Annotated in this window: 24 protein-coding genes; 17 read left to right on the forward strand and 7 right to left on the reverse strand. The window is 66.4% G+C overall.

Going from position 1 to position 21,606, the window contains the following annotated elements; genetic code table 11:
- The first annotated feature begins 141 nt into the window (after positions 1 to 141).
- From ctaD to ACOZHM_RS15955, 4 genes are read left to right on the forward strand one after another with little or no spacing between them, the layout of a single operon-like run.
- Positions 142 to 1,752, forward strand: a complete 1,611-nt coding sequence (gene ctaD / locus ACOZHM_RS15940; protein WP_421570290.1) for a cytochrome c oxidase subunit I — start codon at positions 142 to 144, stop codon at positions 1,750 to 1,752.
- Positions 1,753 to 1,760: 8 nt separating this feature from the next.
- Positions 1,761 to 1,895, forward strand: coding sequence for a hypothetical protein (locus tag ACOZHM_RS15945; RefSeq protein WP_421570291.1), 135 nt, complete (start codon positions 1,761 to 1,763; stop codon positions 1,893 to 1,895).
- Entirely contained in the window at positions 1,892 to 2,479 is a 588-nt protein-coding gene (locus ACOZHM_RS15950) for a cytochrome c oxidase assembly protein (RefSeq protein WP_421570292.1), read from the forward strand. Before ACOZHM_RS15945 ends, ACOZHM_RS15950 begins: the two co-directional genes overlap by 4 nt.
- 19 nt (positions 2,480 to 2,498) lie before the next feature.
- Positions 2,499 to 3,374 (forward strand): cytochrome c oxidase subunit 3, encoded by an 876-nt coding sequence (locus ACOZHM_RS15955; RefSeq protein ID WP_421570293.1) that lies wholly within the window; start codon positions 2,499 to 2,501, stop codon positions 3,372 to 3,374.
- 43 nt (positions 3,375 to 3,417) lie between these two features.
- Here ACOZHM_RS15955 and ACOZHM_RS15960 read toward each other — a convergent pair whose 3' ends face one another.
- Positions 3,418 to 3,636, reverse strand: coding sequence for a twin transmembrane helix small protein (locus tag ACOZHM_RS15960; protein WP_421570294.1), 219 nt, complete (start codon positions 3,634 to 3,636; stop codon positions 3,418 to 3,420).
- 57 nt (positions 3,637 to 3,693) lie between these two features.
- Between ACOZHM_RS15960 and ACOZHM_RS15965 the strand changes: the two genes are divergently transcribed.
- The 6 genes from ACOZHM_RS15965 to ACOZHM_RS15990 all read left to right on the forward strand — a co-directional run bounded on the left by ACOZHM_RS15965 (position 3,694) and on the right by ACOZHM_RS15990 (position 9,217).
- A complete protein-coding gene (locus ACOZHM_RS15965) occupies positions 3,694 to 4,431 on the forward strand; it encodes an SURF1 family protein (RefSeq protein WP_421570295.1) in 738 nt (245 codons plus the stop codon).
- A 13-nt stretch (positions 4,432 to 4,444) separates the two neighbouring features.
- Positions 4,445 to 5,020 (forward strand): hypothetical protein, encoded by a 576-nt coding sequence (locus tag ACOZHM_RS15970; protein WP_421570296.1) that lies wholly within the window; start codon positions 4,445 to 4,447, stop codon positions 5,018 to 5,020.
- A gap of 10 nt (positions 5,021 to 5,030) precedes the next feature.
- Positions 5,031 to 6,254 (forward strand): COX15/CtaA family protein, encoded by a 1,224-nt coding sequence (locus ACOZHM_RS15975; RefSeq protein ID WP_421570297.1) that lies wholly within the window; start codon positions 5,031 to 5,033, stop codon positions 6,252 to 6,254.
- Positions 6,251 to 7,138, forward strand: coding sequence for a heme o synthase (gene cyoE, locus ACOZHM_RS15980; RefSeq protein ID WP_421570298.1), 888 nt, complete (start codon positions 6,251 to 6,253; stop codon positions 7,136 to 7,138). Before ACOZHM_RS15975 ends, cyoE begins: the two co-directional genes overlap by 4 nt.
- Before the next feature lie 71 nt (positions 7,139 to 7,209).
- Positions 7,210 to 8,034, forward strand: coding sequence for a calcium-binding protein (locus ACOZHM_RS15985; RefSeq protein ID WP_421570299.1), 825 nt, complete (start codon positions 7,210 to 7,212; stop codon positions 8,032 to 8,034).
- 442 nt (positions 8,035 to 8,476) lie between these two features.
- Positions 8,477 to 9,217 carry a hypothetical protein gene (locus ACOZHM_RS15990; protein ID WP_421570300.1) on the forward strand — a complete coding sequence of 247 codons (741 nt, stop codon included), beginning with the start codon at positions 8,477 to 8,479 and terminating at the stop codon, positions 9,215 to 9,217.
- A gap of 37 nt (positions 9,218 to 9,254) precedes the next feature.
- Here ACOZHM_RS15990 and ACOZHM_RS15995 read toward each other — a convergent pair whose 3' ends face one another.
- The 6 genes from ACOZHM_RS15995 to rpsU form a co-directional block, all read right to left on the reverse strand.
- Positions 9,255 to 10,247, reverse strand: a complete 993-nt coding sequence (locus ACOZHM_RS15995) for a bile acid:sodium symporter family protein (RefSeq protein ID WP_421570301.1) — start codon at positions 10,245 to 10,247, stop codon at positions 9,255 to 9,257.
- 52 nt (positions 10,248 to 10,299) lie between these two features.
- Entirely contained in the window at positions 10,300 to 10,917 is a 618-nt protein-coding gene (locus ACOZHM_RS16000; RefSeq protein WP_421570372.1) for a beta-lactamase hydrolase domain-containing protein, read from the reverse strand.
- A 24-nt stretch (positions 10,918 to 10,941) separates the two neighbouring features.
- Positions 10,942 to 12,669, reverse strand: coding sequence for a DNA primase (gene dnaG / locus ACOZHM_RS16005; protein ID WP_421570302.1), 1,728 nt, complete (start codon positions 12,667 to 12,669; stop codon positions 10,942 to 10,944).
- Between the two features lie 65 nt (positions 12,670 to 12,734).
- Entirely contained in the window at positions 12,735 to 13,661 is a 927-nt protein-coding gene (locus ACOZHM_RS16010; RefSeq protein WP_421570303.1) for a YihY/virulence factor BrkB family protein, read from the reverse strand.
- A gap of 138 nt (positions 13,662 to 13,799) precedes the next feature.
- A complete protein-coding gene (locus ACOZHM_RS16015) occupies positions 13,800 to 14,246 on the reverse strand; it encodes a GatB/YqeY domain-containing protein (protein ID WP_421570304.1) in 447 nt (148 codons plus the stop codon).
- Between the two features lie 139 nt (positions 14,247 to 14,385).
- The gene (gene rpsU / locus ACOZHM_RS16020) at positions 14,386 to 14,601 is read right to left on the reverse strand and encodes a 30S ribosomal protein S21 (RefSeq protein WP_002808376.1); all 216 of its coding nucleotides are present in this window, start codon (positions 14,599 to 14,601) and stop codon (positions 14,386 to 14,388) included.
- Positions 14,602 to 14,768: 167 nt separating this feature from the next.
- Between rpsU and tsaD the strand changes: the two genes are divergently transcribed.
- The 7 genes from tsaD to ACOZHM_RS16055 all read left to right on the forward strand — a co-directional run bounded on the left by tsaD (position 14,769) and on the right by ACOZHM_RS16055 (position 21,569).
- Positions 14,769 to 15,794 carry a tRNA (adenosine(37)-N6)-threonylcarbamoyltransferase complex transferase subunit TsaD gene (gene tsaD / locus ACOZHM_RS16025; RefSeq protein WP_421570305.1) on the forward strand — a complete coding sequence of 342 codons (1,026 nt, stop codon included), beginning with the start codon at positions 14,769 to 14,771 and terminating at the stop codon, positions 15,792 to 15,794.
- 92 nt (positions 15,795 to 15,886) lie between these two features.
- Positions 15,887 to 16,081: a hypothetical protein gene (locus ACOZHM_RS16030; RefSeq protein ID WP_313347749.1), complete on the forward strand. Its 195-nt coding sequence runs from the start codon at positions 15,887 to 15,889 to the stop codon at positions 16,079 to 16,081.
- Between the two features lie 2 nt (positions 16,082 to 16,083).
- Positions 16,084 to 16,557: a hypothetical protein gene (locus ACOZHM_RS16035; RefSeq protein WP_421570306.1), complete on the forward strand. Its 474-nt coding sequence runs from the start codon at positions 16,084 to 16,086 to the stop codon at positions 16,555 to 16,557.
- Between the two features lie 256 nt (positions 16,558 to 16,813).
- A complete protein-coding gene (gene folB, locus ACOZHM_RS16040) occupies positions 16,814 to 17,167 on the forward strand; it encodes a dihydroneopterin aldolase (RefSeq protein WP_421570307.1) in 354 nt (117 codons plus the stop codon).
- A 46-nt stretch (positions 17,168 to 17,213) separates the two neighbouring features.
- The gene (locus ACOZHM_RS16045) at positions 17,214 to 18,488 is read left to right on the forward strand and encodes a mechanosensitive ion channel family protein (RefSeq protein ID WP_421570308.1); all 1,275 of its coding nucleotides are present in this window, start codon (positions 17,214 to 17,216) and stop codon (positions 18,486 to 18,488) included.
- Between the two features lie 137 nt (positions 18,489 to 18,625).
- Positions 18,626 to 20,800 carry a beta-glucosidase BglX gene (bglX, locus tag ACOZHM_RS16050; protein WP_421570309.1) on the forward strand — a complete coding sequence of 725 codons (2,175 nt, stop codon included), beginning with the start codon at positions 18,626 to 18,628 and terminating at the stop codon, positions 20,798 to 20,800.
- Between the two features lie 139 nt (positions 20,801 to 20,939).
- A complete protein-coding gene (locus ACOZHM_RS16055; RefSeq protein WP_421570310.1) occupies positions 20,940 to 21,569 on the forward strand; it encodes a hypothetical protein in 630 nt (209 codons plus the stop codon).
- Positions 21,570 to 21,606 lie beyond the last annotated feature (37 nt).

Consider the following 21,606-nt stretch of genomic DNA (forward strand, 5'->3'; position numbering starts at 1 on the left):
CCCCCCCCCCCCCCCCCCCCCCCCCCGCCGCCGCCCCCCCCCCCCCCCCCCCCCGCCCCCGCCCCCCCAACCCCCCCCCCCCCCCCCCCCCCCCCCCCCCCGGCCCCGCGTCGATACCAGAACCAACGAGGTGTAGTGGCGATGGCGCATACCGCAGTTGATCACGACGGGCATCACGGGCATCAGCAGACGTTCTTCGAACGTTGGTTCTTCTCGACCAACCACAAGGACATCGGCACGCTCTACCTGCTCTTCAGCTTCATCATGTTCATCGTCGGCGCGGCAATGAGCGTCATCATCCGCGCCGAGCTGATGCAGCCGGGCCTGCAGTTCGTGAAGCCGGAAACCTTCAACCAGCTCACCACCGTGCATGCGCTGGTGATGATCTTCGGCGGCGTCATGCCGGCCTTCGTCGGCCTGGCCAACTGGATGATTCCGCTGCAGATCGGCGCGCCGGACATGGCGCTGCCGCGCATGAACAACTGGTCGTTCTGGTTGCTGCCGGTGGCCTTCAGCCTGCTGCTGTTGACCTTCCTGCTGCCCGGTGGCGCGCCCGCCGGTGGCTGGACGCTGTACCCGCCGTTGTCGCTGCAGGGTGGCTACAACGTCGCCTTCACCGTGTTCGCCATCCACGTGGCCGGCATCAGTTCGATCATGGGCGCGATCAACATCATCGCCACCGTGCTCAACATGCGCGCGCCGGGCATCGACCTGCTGAAGATGCCGATCTTCTGCTGGTCCTGGCTGATCACCGCCTTCCTGCTGATCGCGGTGATGCCGGTGCTGGCAGGCGCGGTGACCATGCTGCTCACCGACAAGTTCTTCGGCACCAGTTTCTTCAATGCCGCCGGTGGCGGCGACCCGGTGATGTTCCAGCACATCTTCTGGTTCTTCGGGCACCCCGAGGTCTACATCATGATCCTGCCGGCGTTCGGCGTGGTCAGCGAGATCATCCCCACCTTCAGCCGCAAGCCGCTGTTCGGCTACCAGGCCATGGTCTACGCGGTAGCGGCCATCGCCTTCCTGTCGTTCATCGTCTGGGCCCACCACATGTTCACCGTGGGCATGCCGCTGGGCGGCGAGATCTACTTCATGTTCGCCACCATGCTCATCTCCATTCCCACCGGGGTGAAGGTGTTCAACTGGGTGAGCACCATGTGGCGCGGCTCGCTCACCTTCGAGGCGCCCATGCTGTGGGCGGTGGCCTTCGTCATCCTGTTCACCATCGGCGGCTTCTCCGGCCTGATGCTGGCCATCGTGGTGGCCGACTTCCAGTATCACGACACCTACTTCGTGGTGGCGCACTTCCACTACGTGCTGGTGACCGGCGCGGTGTTCGCGCTGATCGGGGCGGTGTACTACTGGTGGCCCAAGTGGACCGGGCGCATGTACAACGAGACCTGGGCCAAGGTCCACTTCTGGTGGACGATCGTGTTCGTCAACCTGCTGTTCTTCCCGCAGCACTTCCTGGGCCTGGCCGGCATGCCGCGCCGTATCCCGGACTACAGCGTCGCGTTCGCCGACTGGAACCTGATCAGCTCGATCGGCGCGTTCGGCATGTTCGCCACGCCCTTCATGATGGCCGCCATCCTGATCGCCTCGCTGCGCAACGGTGCCAAGGCCGCCGACCGCTCCTGGGAAGGTGCGCGCGGGCTGGAGTGGACCATTCCCTCGCCGGCGCCGGCGCATACCTTCACCGTGCCGCCGGTCATCCGCCCGGGTGACCTGGCCCACGACGACGTCACCCATTGAGGTTGCCCATGCGCACGCCCGAACACGACATCGATGACCTGGTCCAGCGCCGCCGCCGCGCTCACCGCACGGCCTGGCTGGTCGGTGGCGTGGCGCTGCTGGTGTACGTGGGCTTCATCCTGAGCGGGGTGATCGGGCGATGAACGAGGCACCCCCCACCGCACCCGCGCGCCATGCGGGACTGCCCCGCCTTATCGGCGTGGCGGTGGCGGTGTTCGTGCTGACCTTCTCGCTGGTGCCGCTGTACCGCATTGCCTGCGAGAAAGTGTTCGGCGTGCGCCTGGAGCGGGGGCCGGGCGCGGCGGCGGTAACCAGCCACGTCGGCAAGCGCACCGTGCGCGTGCAGTTCGACGGTGGCGTGAATTCCAAGCTGCCCTGGTCGTTCCACCCCGAACAGCTGACCATGGACGTGGTGCCCGGCGAACTCAACGAGGCGCTCTACTACGCGCGCAACAACAGCGACCGCGCGCTGGTGGGCAGCGCGGTGCCGTCGGTGGCGCCGGCCAAGGCGTCGGGCTATTTCAGCAAGACCGAGTGCTTCTGCTTCACGGCGCAGACCCTGGCCGCCGGCGAGAAGCGCGACATGCCGGTGCGCTTCATCGTGGACCCGGACCTGCCGGCCAACGTCACCACGATCACGCTCTCCTACACCTTCTACAAGAACGACGCGCTGTCCGCACAGCTGGCACCGGCGACTCCGCCGGCCACTGCGCGCTCGGCACCCTGACCGCACCTGGATACCGACCATGGCCCTGCAAAGCCCCGATGCCAACGTGTACTTCGTGCCCAGCCACAGCAAGTGGCCCTTCATCGGCTCCATCGCGATGATGGTGACCATGGTGGGCGTGGCCAGCTGGCTCAACGACGCCGGCTGGGGCAAGTGGACCTTCTACGTGGGCCTGGCGATGCTGGTGCTGACCCTGTTCTGGTGGTTCAGCGACGTAGTGCGCGAATCGCAGGCCGGCCAGTACAACCAGCAGGTCGACGGCTCGTTCCGGATGGGGATGGTGTGGTTCATCTTCTCCGAGGTGATGTTCTTCGGTGCGTTCTTCGGCGCGTTGTTCTACACCCGCAACCTGGGCCTGGCGTGGCTCGGCGGCGAGGGCGACGGGGTGATGACCAACGAACTGCTGTGGGATGGCTATTCCGCGGCGTGGCCGACCAACGGGCCGGGCGGCATCGGCGGCCATTTCCAGACCATTCCCGCCTGGGGCCTGCCGCTGATCAACACGCTGATCCTGTTGACCTCCGGCGTCACGCTCACCATCGCCCACCACGCGCTCAAGGCCGGCCACCGCCGCCATCTGCTGGTGTGGCTGGGCCTCACCGTGGTGCTGGGCCTGTTCTTCCTGACCCTGCAGGCCGAGGAGTACATCCACGCCTACAAGGAACTCAACCTCACCCTGGGCTCGGGCATTTACGGCTCCACCTTCTTCATGCTCACCGGCTTCCACGGTGCGCACGTGTTGTTGGGCACCATCATGCTCGCCGTGATGTGGCTGCGTTCGGCCAAGGGGCATTTCACCCGCGACAATCACTTCGGGTTCGAAGCTGCCGCGTGGTACTGGCACTTCGTCGACGTGGTGTGGTTGATGCTGTTCCTGTTCGTCTACGTGCTGTAGCGTCGGGCCAACACCGTGCCGTGCCCGACCACCGGGTGCGGCCTCAGCCGCCGATGCCGTGGGGCTTGATCCAACCGCTGTAGATGCCGATGGCCACCAGCACGATCAGCGCCACCGATACCGCGATGCGGCGGGTGAGCGCGTTGACCGTGCGCTTGGTCTGGCCGCGATCGACCAGCAGGTAATACAGCCCGGCGCCCAGATTCCAGACGATGACGATCAGAAACGCGATTACCAGCAGGGTCTTCAACGAATCATTCATGCGCGGCTCGATGGCAGGGCGGGTGTGCCTATATCACCGCGTTTTGCCGGCGTTGTCATGATGCGCAAGCACACGCGCCTGATCGGCTGGCTCGCGGCCCTCGTAGTGATCGTCGGCTTCTGCCAGCTCGGCCGCTGGCAGCTGCATCGCATGCACGACAAACAGGCGCTGCTCGACCAGCAGTTGCCGGCCCGCGCGCAGACCCTGACCCTCGCCAAGGCGCAGGCTGCACCCGCGCAGCTGCGCTGGGTGGACGACCACGGCCGCTTCCTGCCCGGCACGCTGCTGCTGGACAACCAGACCCGCGAAGGCCGCGCCGGCATCAAGGTCTACCAGCCGTTCCGCGGCGATGACGGCACCGTGGTGCTGGTGGACCTGGGCTGGCTGCCAATGCCGGGCGACCGCCAGCTGCCCACCATCGCGCCGCGCGAAGGTGAGGCACGCGTAGCGGGGCTGCTGGCGCCACCGCCGGCTACCGGGCTGGCGCTGGGTCCCGCCTTTACGGCCACCGCGCAACCGGGCGTGTGGCTGGCCAACCGCATGCCGCCCGACGAAGCCGCCGCGGCGCTCTCCCTGCCGCCCGGCAGCCTGCACAGCCCCGTGCTGCGGCTGGACCCGGCGCTGCCCGGGGGCTACGCACGCGACCTGGAGCTGCTGCCCAACACCCTTCCGCCCAGCCGCCATCTCGGCTACGCCGTGCAGTGGTTCGGGCTGGCCCTGACCGTGCTGATCGTCGCCCTCGTCCTCGAATGGCGCCGCCGACGGGCACGCCAACCGCCCACCCTCCTTCCATGAGAAAATCCCACGCATGAATGCCATCACGCCGGAACAGCTCAAGTCCCGAAATCGCGGGCGCTGGACCCTGGTCGCGCTGTTCGGCCTGTTCTTCGGTGCGATGGCGCTGGCCGGCGTGCTGCGCTTCTCCGGCTGGCAGCCGGCCGCCCACCGCAATACCGGGCAGATGCTTACCCCGCCGGTAGACGCGCGCGCGCTGCCGCCCACCCTGGCCAGCGGCGAGGCTTACCCATGGAACCCGGATGCGCACGTCTGGCGCATTCTGGTGGCGCCCGCACCGGGCTGCGCGGCCGAGTGCGTCACTTTGTCGCAGGGATTGGACAAGGTGTGGCAGCTGTTCGGCCATAGGGCGGATAATGTCGAGATCCTGTGGCTGGGTACGCCGCCGGCCGAAGTGCAGCGCTTTCCCGCCCTGCGCGTGCTGGCCCCCCAGCCGAGCCTGCGTGCCGCCTTGCCCGCCGTGGATGACCCCGCCGGCACGCCTGTGTATGTGATCGACCCCAATGGTTTCGTGATCATGCGGTACGCGCCGGGATTCGAATTGGCCGGTCTGCGCAAAGACCTGGCCACGCTGTTGAAACTGAAGTGAGTTCCGTTTGATGAACCCCACCGCGCGCCCGGCGCTGCATCGCAATTTCCACCGTCTGGCGTGGTTCGCCCTGATCATGACGGCAAGCACGATCATGTTCGGCTCGTTCGTGCGCCTGTCCGATGCCGGCCTGAGCTGCCCGGACTGGCCGACCTGCTATGGCCGCGTGACCTGGCCGCAGCATGCGCAGGAAGTGATTGGCCACGAGGCGGCCAAGATCCGCCCGCTGGAAACGCACAAGGCGTGGCGTGAGCAGGTGCACCGCTTCCTGGCCGGCGCGCTGGGTATCGAAATCCTCACCCTGGCGCTGCTGGCCACGCGCCGCCGGCGCTGGGGCAGCACCGCCGTGGTCTCCGCCTGTGTGCTGGTAGCTACCGGCATACCGCTGTACATGATGGGCATGCACGTGTCAGCCAGCATTCTGGCGGTCACCGGTGAAGCCATCCTGCTGATCGCCGCGCTGCGCTGGAACAACATCGACCTCTCCCGCGCCGCGCTGCTTACGTTGGCGGTGGTGATCTTCCAGGCGCTGCTGGGCATGTGGACGGTGACCCTGCTGCTCAAACCGATCGTGGTCATGGGCCATCTGCTCGGCGGCATGCTGATGTTCGGGCTGCTGGTGTGGATGGCCTGGCGTGCCACGCACATGCCGATCACCCTGGTGGAGGCGCCCAAGCTGAAGTGGCTGCTGCGCGCCGGCGTGGCCGTGCTGGTGCTGCAGATCGCCTTGGGCGGCTGGGTGAGTGCCAACTACGCCGCGTTGGCCTGTGGCGGCGGCAGTGCCTCGCTGGATAATTTCCCGCGCTGCGTGAGCCAGTGGTGGCCGCAGCACGACTTCAAGGAAGGCTTCACCCTGTGGCGCGGGATCGGCGTGGACTACGAAGGCGGCGTGCTGGATGGCGCTTCGCGCATTGCGATCCAGATGGCGCACCGGATGTTCGCGGTGGTCGTGGCGATCTACCTGCTGTGGTTGGCGGTGCGCCTGTACCGGCTGCCGAGCATGCGTGGCTGGGCCAGCGCGCTGGGAGCACTGGTGGTCCTGCAGATCACGCTGGGCATTCTCAACGTGAAGCTGGCCGTTCCGCTGGAAGTGGCCGTGGCGCACAGCGGCGGCGCCGTGGCGCTGTTGTTCGTGCTGGTCACGCTGCTGGCGCGCCTGCGCGCCCCCTCCGACGTGGTTGATGAAGGTGCCGGCACGGAGCCCCCGCGCGTAGCCGCGGGAGCGACAGCATGAACGTCCGTCAGTATTGGGATCTGACCAAGCCCAAGGTCGTGGCACTGATCGTGTTCACCGCGCTGGTGGGCATGTTCCTGGCCATTCCTGCGTTGCCCACCGCCGAACAGGCCCTGCGCGGCGCGCTGGGCTTCCTCGGCATCTGGCTGGCGGCCTCGGCCGCGGCCGCCATCAACCAGCTGCTGGACGCGCAGATCGACGCGCAGATGGCGCGCACCTCGTGGCGGCCGCTGGTGGTCGGCAAGGTGAAGCCGTGGCAGGTACTGGTGTTTGCCGGCGCACTGATCGTGCTGTCGATGACCATCCTGGTGATGTGGGTGAACGTCATCACCGCCGTGCTGACCTTCGCCTCGCTGATCGGCTATGCGGTGATCTACACCGTGTACCTCAAGCGCGCGACCTCGCAGAACATCGTCATCGGCGGCCTGGCCGGCGCCACCCCGCCCCTGCTGGGCTGGGCGGCCATCACCGGCATGCAGGGCCCGTGGGACTGGGCGTATGCCTCGTTGCTGGTACTGATCATCTTCATCTGGACCCCGCCGCATTTCTGGGCCCTGGCGATCTTCCGTCGCGAGGACTACGCCAAGGCCAAGATCCCGATGCTGCCGGTCACCCACGGCGTGCTGTACACCCGCAAGTCGATCATGGCGTACTCCATCGCCCTGGCCATCGTCAGCATCCTGCCGGTGGTGGTGGGCATGAGCGGCATGTTCTACCTGGGCGGCGCGGTCGTGCTCAACGCCGTGTTCCTCTGGTACGCCTGGCGCATGCTCAACCCGCCGGACGAACTGTTCTCGATGAAGATGTTCGGCTACTCCATCGTCTACCTCATGGCGCTGTTCGCGTTCCTCATGGTGGACCACTGGATGCTGCCGTTCCTGTGAGCATCCGCCGCCGGCCTTGAAACCGGCCATCGCGCCGCCATTGCTTTCATGACCCAACAGGACGTGACGGCATGAAACGATGGCTCTGGATGGCCGTAATGGCGGCTTCGATGATGTGCGGCGCCGCAGTTGCCGCTCCGGCAGGCGGCGTTGATGACACCGCTGCGCAGATTGTGAGCTTGGCCGGCGACCACCGGCTGGTGGTGTTGGGCGAGTACCACGGCACCGCCGAAACGCCGTTGCTGGTGGCCGAGCTGATGGAACGCTACAGCCGCGACAACGCGCCAGTGCGGTTGGGGCTGGAACTGCCGATGAGCGAGAACGTGGCGCTGGCGCGGTACCTGCGCTCCAACGGCGACGCCGCCGCACGCCAGGCACTGCGTAGCTCGCCGTTCTGGCGGGTGAAGAACGACCAGCACGACGGGCGCCGCAGCCGTGACATGCTGGCGTTGATCGAAGCCCTGCGCGCGCTGCGGGCGCAGGGACGTGACGTGGGCGTGGCGGGCTACGACGTGGAGACCGGCTCGGCGGACAGCAGTGAGATACGCGACGCGGCGATGGCCACGCACCTGCGCCAGCAGTTCAATGCAGTGCCCGCCACAGCGCGCATGCTGGTGCTGACCGGCAACGTGCACGCGATGCGCAGCCCCATGCCGGATGCACCGCCGGAAATGAAGCAACGCACCATGGCCGCCTACCTGCTCGACCTGCCGCTCTACAGCGTGCGCGTGGAAGCACTGCGTGGCCAGACATGGGGCTGCATGAGCCCCTGCCGCGCGCTGCCGCTGCTCGATCGCCCAGCGCGTGATCCGGTGGTTGAGACCGACGCGGACCGGTCATACGACGCGTGGGTGTTCCTGCCGCAGTTGAGCGTGGGCAAGCTGACCGACCCGTAGCGCTTGCTTTATACGTGCGAAGTAGAGGCTGAGTCCCCGCCTTGGCGTTTCAAGCACGGTTGGTTGTAGGGAATCTCCGTGATGAAGAGGGGTCCCAATTTCCCACGACTGTTACAAGACGCAGCGCACGTTTTCATTGGAGACAGCTCCGTAGAAAGGATCACGCGAGGATCTGCTCGCGTAATCTGCTGGAGTTCAAATGACATTTGCAAGAGGCATGGGGGCAGTGGTCGCAAGGACGATGGCCTTGTTTTGAACTAAGGCCTAGACACGTCCTGGGTGCACCGAACAATGGGACATTCTGGTGGAGGTTTCGCGCGGGCGACCAGTCTCATAACGAGCGGATCACCGTGAAGGGGTATCACACCTGGATTTTCCAGGGAGCTGTGAACACCCGTAACACGTATGCAGTCAACTGCAACTCGAGCGAATGGTGAACCTGATGAAATTTTTGACTATCCCTTTCTTGATCACGGGGCTGCTATCCAGTGCCCAGAGCCATAGCGCTCAGGACGAGGTGGATGCAGTGGGCAAGTGGCTCAACGAACGCACCATGCGTGCTGCGCTTGAAGACAGTAGTGCTGGTGCGCGCCGCGCGGAACTGGAAGGCACCTATCGCATCATTCGGCTGTCCGAGTTGGATGCGCCGGAGGATGTCAAGCAGCACTTCCGTGCCGAGATGGCCAGAAACGGGGCGGGAGTGAAACGTGTCCCCAATGGAGAGATCCCCTCGCAGGCCAGCATGATTTCTTCATTGCCAAAGACCGTGCGATCCAACGCCGAACTGCGTGGCCGGTTGCCTTCCCCGCCAACCGACCTGCAAGGCACGATGCTCGGCGCAGCAGAGCTGATCGGGATGAAGCCGAGCGGCGCGCTGGACGGTCTGAAGTCCAGTGGACTGACCCGATTCTATCGGTTGAATGGAGTGGGTATCGTCGAGTTCAATGAAGATGATTATCGTACGCCGGGCACCAGCATCGAGGTGATTGCTGAACTGCAGAACGCCCGCATCAAGAGTACGCCAGCGAAGCTGGAGAAGGTCTTCGATGATCAGGGGCGCAGCCGAGCAACATTGGTATGGGCCGGGGACAACAAGGTGTACACGCTGATTGCGACGGGCGAAGGAGACGTGGAGCGGAAAGCCACCGTCTTGCAGCAGATCGCAGCTGCCGTGAAGGACTGAGACAACGGCTAAGGTTCCCGGTACCCCGCCTGATCCGTCACTCCAGCGGTGCGGGCCTTGCGACCGGATCGCGCGCGTAGCGCTGCGCGATCACCGCGCAGACGATCAGCTGGATCTGGTGGTAAATCATGATCGGCAGCACGATGGCGCCCAGGCTGCCACCGGCAAACAAAACCTTCGCCATGGGGACGCCGGTGGCCAAGCTCTTCTTGGAGCCGCAGAACAGGATGGTGATGCGGTCTTCGCGGTTGAAGCCCAGGCGCTTCGCCAGCAACCCGATGGTCGGCATCGCGATGCCGAGCAGCACCGCAGCCACCACTGCCACGGTGAGCAGCGACAGCAGCGGGGTCTTGCTCCATAGCCCTTCGTTCACCGCTTCACCGAAGGCCGAATACACCACCAGCAGGATCGTGCCCTGGTCGGTGTAGCGCAGTAGCGCGCGCTGCCGTTCCACCCAGCGGGCGATCCACGGGCGCAGCAGGTGGCCGGCCACGAACGGCACCAGCAGTTGCAGCATGATGCTCAGGATCGCCTGGCCGGGGTTGTGCATGCCGCCTTCGGTGCCCGCCAGCACGGCCAGCAGCAGCGGGGTCAGGAACACGCCGAGGATGCTCGACAGCGATGCGCTGCACACCGCGGCGGGCACGTTGCCGCGCGCCAACGAAGTGAACGCAATCGAGGACTGCACCGTGGACGGCAGCGCGCACAGGAACAGCACGCCTATGTACAACTCGGGGGTGAGCAGCCAGCCATCGAGCGGCTTGAAGGCCAGCCCCAACAGTGGGAACAGCACGAACGTGCAGGCCAGGATGGTCAGGTGCAGGCGCCAGTGCAGCAGGCCGGCGACGATCGATTCGCGCGGCAGCCGCGCGCCATGCAGGAAGAACAGCGCGGCAATGGCCACATCGGTGACATCGTCCAGCACCATCGCGGCGGAGCCGTGCATGGGCAGGAACGAAGCCAGCAGCACGGTACCGAGCAGGGCGAGGGTGAAGTTGTCCGGTCGCAGGCGCGACCACCAGCGGGTCATGGTGGGCAGGCTCCTGTAGAGCAGCGGGAAAGGGGGTAAGGCGCGGGCAGGGTCAACGCGTGGCGTCCTGCTCGAGCAGGGCGCGGGTCTGCGCTTCCAACGAGGTCATGCCGGCATTGCGGCCGAACTGAAGGGCTTCTTCGGCTGGAACACCCTGCTGCGCTTTCATCAGCGCCAGCAGTGCACCGACGCGGTTGCCGGAGGCGCAATGCAGCAGCACCGGGCCGTTGGCCTTGGTCAGTGCGGTCTGCAGGGCATGTACGTTGGCAGGAGTGAGGCCCGCGGCGCCGGCCACGGGAATGCGCACGTAGTGCAGGCCGAGCGCGGCGGCAGTGGCGGTCTCGTCGAAGCCGCGGTCTTCGTCGGGCTGGCGCAGGTCGATCAGGGTGGTGATGCCTGCACTTGCGGCCTGTTGCAGTCGTTCTGCCGTGGGTTGGCCGCTGGTGTAAAGGCCTTCGGCGGGGTGTTTGAAGGTGGCGGGGATGGCCGGCAGCGGGGCAGAGCCCCGCTCTACGGCGTTGGGCGCGGTAGAGCGGGGCTGTGCCCCGCTGCCGATGGCAACAGATCCACCCCCGGTAGAGCGAGGCCATGCCTCGCTGCTCACCGAAGCCAGCAACACGAAGCTCATCACACAGGCAGTAAAGAAGGCAGGGCGGTTCCAGCATCGCATCACGTCACCTTCCTCCTCGATCCGTCAACGCAGCGTGGCGCGGGCCTTCAACAGCTCGCGCAGTTCGTACTTGTCAGTATCGTCCAGACCCTGCTGCCGCTGCTTTGCCTGAAGCTCCTCAAGACGTTGCAGCAACAGCTGTTTTTCCAGCTGTGCCACCGCATCGTGCAGTTCCTGGTTCCACATCGCCTCGTCGCCAGGCAAGGTCTGCGCGGCCAGCTTGCGCAGCGACTCCTGCTCTTCGCGCCCGTCGAAGTGTTCCAGCAGGGCGCCGGTGCTGATATCCGGGCGCTGCTCCACCAGGCTCAGCAGCTCGATCAGCAACTCCACGCCCGGCAGGCGCAGCCCGCTGAAGTGATGGCCTTCCAGCGTCATCGCCAGCGAGGGCTGCTGCAGCAGGATGGCGATGGCCGCGCGCACCAGGCTGCGCCGCTGCGCCGGGGCAACCGCGCGCGACGGCGCGCGTGCGGCCGGCGCGGCACTCGCCGGCTTGCTGCCCAGCCCGGTCAACGTGGCCAGCTGCTGCTTCATCAGGTCGCCGAAGGCGCCATCGGGAATCTGCGCCAGCATCGGGCGCGCGCGCTCGGCCAGGCGGGCCTTGCCGTCCAGCGTGGTCATGTTGACCTCGCGCGTCAGTTCGTCGAAGAAGAACTGCGACAGCGGCGTGGCCTGCTTGAGGCGCTCGTCGAAGCCGTCCTTGCCTTCCTTGCGGACGATCGTGTCGGGGTCCTCGCCATCGGGCAGGAACAGGAAGAACGCCTGGCGGCCATCCTTCATGCGCGGCAGCACCGATTCCAGCGCGCGCCAGCCGGCGCGGCGGCCGGCGGCGTCACCGTCGAAGCAGAAGAACACGTCCGGCGCGTTGCGGAACAGCAGCTCGGCATGCTCCGGCGTGGTCGCGGTGCCCAGCGTGGCCACCGCCTGGGTCACGCCGAACTGGAACAGCGAGACCACGTCCATGTAGCCCTCGACCACGATCAACCGTTCGATCTTCTGGTTGGCCTGGCGCACCTGCCACAGGCCGTACAGCTCGCGGCCCTTGTGGAACAGCGCGGTCTCGGGGGAATTGAGGTACTTCGGGCCGTCGTCCTTTTCCATGACCCGGCCGCCGTAGGCGATCACGCGGCCACGGCGGTCGAAGATCGGGAACATCACCCGGTCGCGGAACTTGTCGTAGACGTGGCCACGGTCGTTCTTGGAGAACATGCCCGCACGGTCGAGCAGCTTCATGCGCCGCTCGTCCTTGCCCAGTGCATCTTTCAGTGCGCTGTAGCCATCGGGCGCGTAACCGATCGCAAAGCGCGTGCGGTTCTCTTCATCCACGCCGCGCTGGTCCAGGTAGGCGCGCGCCTTGTCGCTGCCTTCCAGGGCCTTCTGGAAGAACCGCGTGGTCGCATCCAGCGCCGAGTACAGCTCGCGGCTGTCATCTTGCTGCTGCGCGGTGCGCGGCTGCGTGTCGCGCGGCACTTCCATGCCGACCCGCTTGGCCAGTTCATCGACGGCGTCGAGGAACTCCAGGCGGTCGTAATTCATCAGGAAGCTGATCGCGGTGCCGTGCGCGCCGCAGCCGAAGCAGTGGTAGAACTGCTTGGTCGGCGACACCGTGAACGACGCCGAGCGTTCGTCGTGGAACGGGCACCGCGCCGAATACTCCTTGCCCTGGCGCTTCAGCGGCACGCGGCTGCCCACCACTTCGACAATGTCGGAGCGGGCCAGCAGGTCGTCGATGAACGCGTCGGGGATACGGGCCATGGGCAGCAGGCAGGAGGCGCGACCGGTAACGGCCACGCACGGAAGCGGGGGACCCCACTAGTCTACTAGCTGGCGGTGCCTTCGCCCGGATTCGGCGGGACAATGCCGGCGGCGGCGAGGTGGACGCGCGCGCGCAGGCGCTCATCGATGACCGCGGTCATCAGCGCGCCCACGAAGAACACCACCGTGGCGTAGTAGATCCAGATCAGCGAGATCACCAGCGCGCCCATGGAGCCATACGCGCTGCCCGGCGCCACCGTGGCGATGTACAGCCCGATGGCATAGCGCCCCAGCGCGAACAGTGCGGCGGTGATGGCCCCGCCAATGAAGGCCTGCCGCCACGCCACGCGGCGGTCGGGCAGGTAGTGGTAAAGGAAGGCGAAGCCGACCGTGTACAGCAGCAGGCTGGTCAGGTAGCCGATGGCCGGCAATACCGAAGGCAGCTGCGCGAAGGCCACCTGCAGCATGGTGGTGGCGGTCATCGACAGGATCAGCAGGAAGCCCAGGGCCAGCACCACGCCGAACGAGAACACGCGTTTGCGCAGCCACGGCAGGATGCCGTCCAGGCGCTCGCCGCTGGTGTTGAAGATCCGGTTCAGTGCGTTCTGCAGCTGGGCGAACACGGCGGTGGCACCGATGAACAGCAGCAGCGTGCTCCACAGGCCGGCCAGGGAACCCACGTCGGGTTGGTTGTCGGCGTTCTGCAGCACGGTATCGGCCACGGTGGCCGCACTGCTGCCGGCCACGTCGTTGATCTGGCCGATCAGCGCCTGCTGCGCGGGCGGGTACAGCGAGGCGGTGATCCACAGCAGCAGCACCAGCAGCGGTGCCATCGACAGCAGGGCATAGAAGGACACCGACGCCGCCTGGCTCAGCACGTCCACATCGACGAAGCGCTTGCCCACGGCAACCGGGAAGCTGCGTTCGAGCCGGTCCACGTACTTGCGCAGGCGGGGCGGAACGTGGGAGGGGGTGGGAGGCAGCGAAGACATGCCTCGATTTCTAGCAGGCCCGTGTCGAAGATCGGGTGAAGCGCGCGCGGTGGTGTGACGCATGCACCGACCAAAAGTCGGTGCCTACCGCGAAAGAGCGACGCCGCCCGCGGGGACGGACATCGCTCCTCGATGCACTCAACCGGCCAGCTGCTGCTTGACCAGCTTGGACACCAGGCCCATGTCGGCCTGGCCGGCCAGCTTGGGCTTCAACGCGCCCATCAGCTTGCCCATGTCGGCTGCACTGGCGGCACCGGTTTCGGCGATGGCGGCCTGGATGGCGGCCACGATCTCGGTTTCGCCCATCTTGGCCGGCAGGTAGGTGTCGATGATGACCAGTTCGTCGCGCTCGATCTGGGCCAGGTCCTCACGGTTGGCCGCTTCGTACTGGGTGACCGAGTCCTTGCGCTGCTTGACCATCTTGTCGAGCACGGCAATGACGCCCGTGTCGTCGAGCGTGATGCGCTCGTCCACTTCGCGCCGCTGGATTTCAGCATTGATCAGCCGGATCACGCCCAGCTTGTGCTTTTCGCCCGCCTTCATGGCGGCCTTCATGTCATCGGTGAGTTGCTGCTTCAGGCTCATGAGACACCTCGTGTCGGTGAATAGGGTGGGGCAGCGGCGTGAGATACCGATGGAAACGCAAAAAGCCGGTAACGCTTGCGCGTTCCGGCTTCGGCTCCGCAGCGACAAGCCAGGCCTGTCGCTTCGAAGTTGCGTCCGATCAGTACAGGCGCTGACGCTTGGTGACGTCGCGCGACGAGCGGCGCAGCTGACGCTTCACAGCAGCGGCAGCCTTACGCTTGCGCTCCTGGGTCGGCTTTTCGTAGAACTCGCGCTTGCGGGTTTCGGCCAGCACGCCGGCCTTTTCGCAGGTGCGCTTGAAGCGACGGAGCGCAAACTCGAAGGGCTCGTTCTCGCGGACTTTAACGCTGGGCATGGAATCTCCGGGACACAGTAGAACCGGGTCACGCCCGGTGAGAGCCGCACATTATAGCGGCGACAAAAGAAGTTGCAACCCACCCCGGCAAAATTCCTGGCCTGGGGTAGTGAAGGGCACGTCGGCGGTACATCTGCCGAGGCCTCAAGGGGTCCATAATACCGGTTATGCGAGTCCTTGGTATCGAATCTTCGTGCGATGAGACCGGCGTGGCGGTGTATGACACCTCCCTGTCCGGCCCAGACGCCCTGCGCGCCCATGTGGTCTACAGCCAGATCGCCCTCCATGCCGAATACGGCGGGGTGGTGCCTGAACTGGCCAGCCGCGACCACGTGCGCAAACTGCTGCCGCTGATCCGCCAGACCCTGGCCGAGGCCGGGCTGGGCGTGGGCGATATCGACGGGGTGGCCTATACCGCCGGCCCGGGTCTGGTTGGCGCCCTGCTGGTTGGCGCGGGCGTGGCCCGTTCGCTGGCCTGGGCGCTGGAGGTGCCGGCGGTGGGTGTCCACCATATGGAAGGCCACCTGCTGGCCCCGCTGATGGAAGACGACCCGCCCGAACCGCCGTTCGTGGCGCTGCTGGTTTCCGGCGGCCACACCCAGCTGGTGGCGGTGGACCGGATCGGCCAGTACCGGCTGCTGGGCGAGACCCTGGACGATGCGGCGGGCGAGGCCTTCGACAAGACCGCCAAGCTGATGGGGCTGCCTTACCCGGGCGGTCCGCAGCTGGCCGCGCTGGCTGAACGCGGCACCCCCGGGAAGTTCAAGTTCACCCGGCCCATGACCGACCGGCCCGGGCTGGACTTCAGCTTCTCCGGCCTGAAGACCCAGGTGCTGCTGGCCTGGCGCGACAGCGACCAGAGCGAGCAGACCCGTGCCGACATTGCCCGCGGCTTTGAAGATGCCGTGGTCGACACGTTGGTGATCAAGTGCGAGCGCGCGCTGGACGCGGCCGGCACCGACGTGATCGTCGTGGCCGGTGGCGTGGGCGCCAACAAGCGCCTGCGGGCCAGGCTGCAGCAGATGGCAGAGCGCCGTGGCGGCCGCGCCTGCTTCCCGCGGCCCGCGCTGTGCACCGATAACGGCGCCATGATCGCCTTCGCGGGTGCGCTGCGCCTGGAAGCCGGGCAGCACAACCCGCCGCAGGTGCAGGTGACCCCGCGCTGGGACATGGCGACGCTGCCGGCGGTGTAGGGCGGCGGTTCCATCGATTTCTTTGATACCGAGATGGTGCCAGCAGTTCTGTCCGCGCCCGCGCCTCATGCTGTCTGGAACGAGGAGTGATCATGTTCAAAATCGATCTCAAGAAGGTGGTGACCGTCGGGGCCGTCAGGGACGCCAACACGCGGCTCATGTCCGGTGCCCACGCAACCGGACGCTTCATTGGCAGCGCACCGGGCAGCACCATCTCGCTCCAGTTGACCTCGGAGCAGATCAACCAGGCGGGTAGGGTCGCCTTCAACTCATTGAAGCGGCGGTAGCCATGAGCGGGCCGCATGTCACCTACGGCACGTTGGTGAAGGATGAGGGCGATATGGTGGGGCACGTCGCCTATGCGCTGTACAAGCGCGACAAACTGAGCTTTATCCAAGCCGTTCGAGACGAGAAGGGGCGGGCGCCGACGGATGAAGAAGTGTGGGCCTTCATCGTGAGCTCGAACCTTGGCCTTCGCATTGACGCCTACCGCTCGGAGGCGGAGCAGGCACTACAAGTGCTTTCCGGAGAGTTGCTTCAGGGCGCTGCCGAGGAACTTGGGCGGCAGTATCAGCAGGAACTGACCCAGCAGCTGCAGAAGGCGAAGTCTTTCTTTCGTGCTATGGGAGAGAGCTTGCTGGCCAATCTGTTGGCCGTGGCGGTCATTGCGCTTATTGCGGTGGTGCTCTACGCCACCCGAATCGGTTTCGTAGGCTTGGCCGCTGACGTGTTTGGCTACGAAGTAAAAGCCCGCGTGGACTGAACTGTTAGCGCCGTCGCGAAACGGCGCCCTGCCGGTTGATGTCACTGTGCACATTGGTACATTGGCCTCACGCGCCACCGGGACCCGCGGATGGGCATCCCATCTCCACCCGGGGACAAGAGGTAAGCAAAGGGCCCCGCAAGGGGCCCTTTGTCTTTTCCGGCCCGGTTCATACATTGGACCCGTCAAACACCGGTTCGAGGCACGTTCGGCCCCACCCCGTTACCATGGTCGCCATCTTTCACGTGGCACTCCTATGGACAAGGTATTCATCGAAGGGCTCGAGATCGATGCCCTGATCGGGATCTACGACTGGGAACGGCGCATCCGCCAGACCCTGCGCTTCGACCTGGAAATGGGCTTCGACAATCGCATTCCGGCGGCCAGCGACGACATCGCCGATACCCTCAATTACAAGGCCGTGAGCAAGCGCATCGAACAGTTCGTGCGTGAGTCCGACTTCGGCCTGGTCGAAACCCTGGCCGAGCGCATCGCCGAGATCGTGCTGCGCGAATTCAACGTGCAGTGGCTGCGCCTGAAGCTGAGCAAGCCCGGCGCCGTGCGCGGTGCCAAGGCCGTCGGCGTGATCATCGAGCGTAGCGCGGCCTGAACCCCGGCAGCGCCGGCCCTCATACCCCGAGAGAAATCGACACACGATGGTAGACGCCGTAATCGCCGTACAGTTTCTGGAAAACCTGCAGGACACCCTCGAACCGTTGCCCTGGGCCTACACCACGCTGGTGTTGAGCGCGCTGGCACTGGCCGCCTGGCTGGCCAACTTCGTCACCAAGAAGGTCCTGCTGCGCGGCCTGCGCCGGCTGGTCCGCCGCCTGCCCGGCAACGGCGCCGGCAACGAGGGCGGCAGCAACCTGCGGGTGATCTCGCGCCTGTCCAACGTGGTGCCCAGCATGGTCATCGCCGCCGGCATCCGGATCGTGCCGGACCTGCCGCCGGAGCTGGTGCTGTTCGTGATCGGCGCCTGCCGGGCCTGGGCGATCCTCACCGTGGCGCTGGCCGTCTCGCACGCGCTGGACGCGGCCAACGAGCTGTACGAACGCCGGCCCGATTCCCGCAGCAAGCCCATCAAGGGCTACCTGCAGGTCGTGAAGATCGTGGTGTTCGTCATCGCCGGCCTGTCCATTGTCGCCACCCTGCTGGGCGTGAAGCTGGGCCCGCTGGTCACCGGCCTGGGCGCGGCCACCGCCGTGCTGATGCTGATCTTCCAGGACACCATTCTGTCGCTGGTCGCCAGCGTGCAGATCAGCGGCGACGGCCGCGTGCGGCTGGGCGACTGGATCGAAATGCCCAGCCAGAACGCCGACGGCGATGTCATCGACATCGCCCTGCACACCATCACCGTGCAGAACTTCGACAAAACCATCACCACCATCCCGACCAAGAAGCTGGTCACCGAGTCGTTCAAGAACTGGCGCGGCATGCAGGAGGCGGGCGGCCGCCGGATCAAGCGCGCGCTGTACCTGGACCAGCACAGCGTGGGCTTCCTGGACGCCAAGGCGCTGGCGGAGCTGGAACAGTTCGCGGTGCTGGGCGACTACCTGCGCGACAAGCAGGCCGAGCTGGCGCAGTGGAACGAACAGCTGCAGGCCAAGGGCGTGGCGTCGGTCAATGCGCGCCGGGTCACCAACCTGGGCACCTTCCGCGCCTATGTGGAGTGCTACCTGCGCCAGCACCCTGGTATCCATACGGACATGACGCTGCTGGTACGGCAGCTTCAGCCCACTACCGAAGGCCTGCCGCTGGAGGTGTACTGTTTCACGCGCACCACCGCCTGGGGCGCCTACGAAGGCATCCAGTCGGACGTGTTCGACCACCTGCTGGCCATCCTGCCGGCGTTCGGGCTGCGCGTGTTCCAGGCCTCCAGCGATGCCATGCTGATGGCCGCGCAGCAGCAGCGGGGCGCGGCAGAGTAAGCTCCTCTGCCCCCGGACAAAGCGTGAGCCGCGTCCGGATTTCCCCACGGGGAAGAAAAATGAACGTCAAAATCATTCACAACGGGGCCGGGGACGCTAGAATCCCGGCCTTGTAAACGTTTTCATAAGGATAGCCGGTGGCCTCCGATCGCATCGAAACCCTCATTGCCCAGATGACCGTCGAAGAAAAAGTCGGCCAGTTGGGTGTGTTCGCGGACATGGTCCGGCCGTTCGCGCCGGACGTGAACCCCGAAGCCAACGTCAGCAACGCCGACCAGGTGCTGCAGCAGGTGCGCGAGGGCAAGGTTGGCTCGCTGTTCAATGGCGTGGGCGTGGAAGCCGGCCGCCGCATCCAGCAGGTGGCCCTGGAAGAGAGCCGCCTGCGCATTCCGGTGATCCTGGCGGCCGACGTCATCCACGGCATGCGCACCGTGTTCCCGATCCCGCTGGGCGAAGCGGCCAGCTTCGAACCCGACCTGGCCGAGCGCACCGCGCGTGCCACCGCGGTCGAGGCGACCGCTGCCGGCCTGCACTGGACCTATGCGCCGGCCGTGGACATCGCCCGTGACCAGCGCTGGGGCCGTGGTGCCGAAGGCGCCGGCGAAGACGTGGTGCTGGGCTGTGCGTTCGCCGCCGCCCGCGTGCGCGGCTTCCAGGGCCCGGACCTGCGCGCGGCCGACGCGCTGCTGGCCACGCCCAAGCACTTCGCCGCCTACGGCGCGGTGATGGCGGGCATGGAATACAACATGGTGGACATCTCGCCGCAGACCCTGCGCGACGTGCACCTGCCGCCGTTCAAGGCCGCCTTCGAGGCCGGCGCGCTCACCGTCATGTCGTCCTTCAACGACATCAACGGCGTGCCTGCCAGTGCCAACGCCGAACTGCTGACCGACATCCTGCGCGGCGAGTGGCAGTTCCCCGGCGTGGTCATTTCCGATTACACCGCCGATATGGAACTGGTCGCGCACGGCTACGCCGCCGATGATCGCGATGCCACTGCCAAGGCGTTCACCGCCGGCCTGGACCTGAGCATGCAGAGCGGCTTCTACGCCGAACACCTGCCGGGGCTGATCGACAGCGGCGAAGTGCCGATGGCCACGCTGGACGAATCGGTGCGCCGCATCCTCAACCTGAAGGAAGCGATCGGCCTGTTCGACGATCCGTACCGCTCGCTGGACCTGGCGCGCGAAGCGGATACTTCGTACATCGCCGCGCACGACGAACTTTCGCGCGACGCCGCACGCCGTTCCATCGTGCTGCTCAAGAACGACAACAACGTGCTGCCGCTGCGCAAGGCCGGGCAGAAGATCGCGCTGATCGGACCGTTCGTGCAGGACCGCGACAACATCGAAGGCTGCTGGACGCTGTTCGGCGACAAGGCGCGCTACGTCACCCTCGAGGCCGGCGTGCGCGCGGCCATCAGCGACGAGAGCCTGCTGGAAATCGTGACGGGCTGCGACCTGGAAGCGGCCGTGCAGGACGGTATCGAACAGGCCGTCGCCGCCGCGCTGCGTGCCGACGTCGTGGTGCTGGCGCTGGGCGAGCCGCAGCGTTACAGCGGTGAAGCACAGTCGCGGGTGGAGATCACCCTGCCGCCGGCGCAGCAGGCGCTGGCCGAAGCGGTGGCCATGACCGGCAAGCCGCTGGTGGTGCTGCTGCGCAATGGTCGCGCGCTGGCGCTGCAGGGCGCGGTGCGCAATGCGCAGGCCGTGGCCGTCACCTGGTACCTGGGCACCCAGACCGGCCCGGCCGTGGCCGACGTGCTGTTCGGCGATTACAGCCCGTCCGGCCGTTTGCCGGTGAGCTTCCCGCAGGTGTCCGGCCAGCAGCCGTTCTTCTACAACCATGCGCGCACCGGCCGCCCGGAGCTGCCGACGATGTCCGAGTTCAAGGCACGCTGGCGGGAGATTCCGAACGCGGCGCTGTATCCGTTCGGGCACGGTATCGGCTACACCACCTTCAGCTACGGCACCCCGCAACTGAGCGCCAAGGCGCTGGGTTGGGAGGACACGCTGGAGATCACCACCACGCTGACGAACACCGGTGCGGTCGCGGGCGAGGAAGTGGTGCAGCTGTACATCCACGACCGCGTGGCCAGCCGCGTGCGGCCGGTGCGTGAGCTGAAGGACTTCCGCAAGGTGGCGTTGCAGCCGGGCGAAAGCACCGACGTGCGTTTCGCACTGGATCGTCATGCGCTGGGCTTCACCGGGCGCGATGGCGTGTTCCGTGCCGAGCCGGGCCAGTTCGAGCTGTGGGTGTGCGCGTCGTCGGCCAGTGGTGAGCCGGTGGTGTTCGAGCTGCTGGCGGGCTGACGCATCGCGGGGCGCCGGGCGCTGCGGCAATCGCGTGATCCATCATCGCGCGGTTGCCAGGCATGGCCTGGCACTACCGTCATCGGTGGGTGACAGCGCTTCGGTTACGCTTCGGCTTTGCACCTTTGCGGAGCCGCGCATGCGCCTGATCAAGATCCTGCTTCCCACGTTGCTGTTGGCTGCCTGCAGCCAGCCCGCGCCGCCGGCCGATGAGGCCGCCGCACCGTCGACGTCGCCGCCGGCAACGGCGACCACCGCTCCCGAAGACGCGCCGCAGGCGGGCTTGTCGCCGGATGCGGTGGAACCCAGCACTGCAGCAACGCCGGACACCGCGCCGCCCGTGGCGGGCACGGACCCGGCGGCGGCGCCTGTAGCGGCACCGGTCGAGGCGCAGGCCGACGGCGATGCACGCGAGCGCATCACCAAGCTGCTCGGCGATGCCGACCAGTACGAAGCGGTATTCACGGCCTTGCAGCGTGGCGTTGCCGCAGGCGACCGTGCCGCGGTGGCCGGATTGATGCGTTATCCGGTGCGGGTCAGCATTGCCGGCAAGAGCCAGAAGGTTGCCGATGCGGCCGCGTTCGAGCGCGACTACGACAAGATCGTGACCCCGGCGCTGGTAAAGCTGATCGCCGAGCAGAAGTTCGACAGCCTGTTCGTCAACTGGCAGGGCGTGATGCTGGGCCAGGGCGAGGTATGGATCAACGGCAAGTGCCTGGACAAGGACTGCGCCAAGGCCGAGGTGAAGGTCAACAACATCGGCGAATGATCGGCCGGCGTGCGGACCAACCCGGCCCCCCCCCCCC

The organism is Stenotrophomonas sp. PD6, assembly GCF_049199305.1.
Taxonomy (GTDB): Bacteria; Pseudomonadota; Gammaproteobacteria; order Xanthomonadales; family Xanthomonadaceae; genus Stenotrophomonas.

Bases quoted from the DNA above. Each gene is read 5' to 3' on its own strand.
- ctaD (WP_421570290.1), top strand. From the start codon at position 142: ATGGCGCATACCGCAGTTGATCACGACGGGCATCACGGGCATCAGCAG.
- ACOZHM_RS15945 (WP_421570291.1), top strand. From the start codon at position 1,761: ATGCGCACGCCCGAACACGACATCGATGACCTGGTCCAGCGCCGCCGC.
- ACOZHM_RS15950 (WP_421570292.1), top strand. From the start codon at position 1,892: ATGAACGAGGCACCCCCCACCGCACCCGCGCGCCATGCGGGACTGCCC.
- ACOZHM_RS15955 (WP_421570293.1), top strand. From the start codon at position 2,499: ATGGCCCTGCAAAGCCCCGATGCCAACGTGTACTTCGTGCCCAGCCAC.
- ACOZHM_RS15960 (WP_421570294.1), bottom strand. From the start codon at position 3,636: ATGAATGATTCGTTGAAGACCCTGCTGGTAATCGCGTTTCTGATCGTC.
- ACOZHM_RS15965 (WP_421570295.1), top strand. From the start codon at position 3,694: ATGATGCGCAAGCACACGCGCCTGATCGGCTGGCTCGCGGCCCTCGTA.
- ACOZHM_RS15970 (WP_421570296.1), top strand. From the start codon at position 4,445: ATGAATGCCATCACGCCGGAACAGCTCAAGTCCCGAAATCGCGGGCGC.
- ACOZHM_RS15975 (WP_421570297.1), top strand. From the start codon at position 5,031: ATGAACCCCACCGCGCGCCCGGCGCTGCATCGCAATTTCCACCGTCTG.
- cyoE (WP_421570298.1), top strand. From the start codon at position 6,251: ATGAACGTCCGTCAGTATTGGGATCTGACCAAGCCCAAGGTCGTGGCA.
- ACOZHM_RS15985 (WP_421570299.1), top strand. From the start codon at position 7,210: ATGAAACGATGGCTCTGGATGGCCGTAATGGCGGCTTCGATGATGTGC.
- ACOZHM_RS15990 (WP_421570300.1), top strand. From the start codon at position 8,477: ATGAAATTTTTGACTATCCCTTTCTTGATCACGGGGCTGCTATCCAGT.
- ACOZHM_RS15995 (WP_421570301.1), bottom strand. From the start codon at position 10,247: ATGACCCGCTGGTGGTCGCGCCTGCGACCGGACAACTTCACCCTCGCC.
- ACOZHM_RS16000 (WP_421570372.1), bottom strand. From the start codon at position 10,917: ATGCGATGCTGGAACCGCCCTGCCTTCTTTACTGCCTGTGTGATGAGC.
- dnaG (WP_421570302.1), bottom strand. From the start codon at position 12,669: ATGGCCCGTATCCCCGACGCGTTCATCGACGACCTGCTGGCCCGCTCC.
- ACOZHM_RS16010 (WP_421570303.1), bottom strand. From the start codon at position 13,661: ATGTCTTCGCTGCCTCCCACCCCCTCCCACGTTCCGCCCCGCCTGCGC.
- ACOZHM_RS16015 (WP_421570304.1), bottom strand. From the start codon at position 14,246: ATGAGCCTGAAGCAGCAACTCACCGATGACATGAAGGCCGCCATGAAG.
- rpsU (WP_002808376.1), bottom strand. From the start codon at position 14,601: ATGCCCAGCGTTAAAGTCCGCGAGAACGAGCCCTTCGAGTTTGCGCTC.
- tsaD (WP_421570305.1), top strand. From the start codon at position 14,769: ATGCGAGTCCTTGGTATCGAATCTTCGTGCGATGAGACCGGCGTGGCG.
- ACOZHM_RS16030 (WP_313347749.1), top strand. From the start codon at position 15,887: ATGTTCAAAATCGATCTCAAGAAGGTGGTGACCGTCGGGGCCGTCAGG.
- ACOZHM_RS16035 (WP_421570306.1), top strand. From the start codon at position 16,084: ATGAGCGGGCCGCATGTCACCTACGGCACGTTGGTGAAGGATGAGGGC.
- folB (WP_421570307.1), top strand. From the start codon at position 16,814: ATGGACAAGGTATTCATCGAAGGGCTCGAGATCGATGCCCTGATCGGG.
- ACOZHM_RS16045 (WP_421570308.1), top strand. From the start codon at position 17,214: ATGGTAGACGCCGTAATCGCCGTACAGTTTCTGGAAAACCTGCAGGAC.
- ACOZHM_RS16055 (WP_421570310.1), top strand. From the start codon at position 20,940: ATGCGCCTGATCAAGATCCTGCTTCCCACGTTGCTGTTGGCTGCCTGC.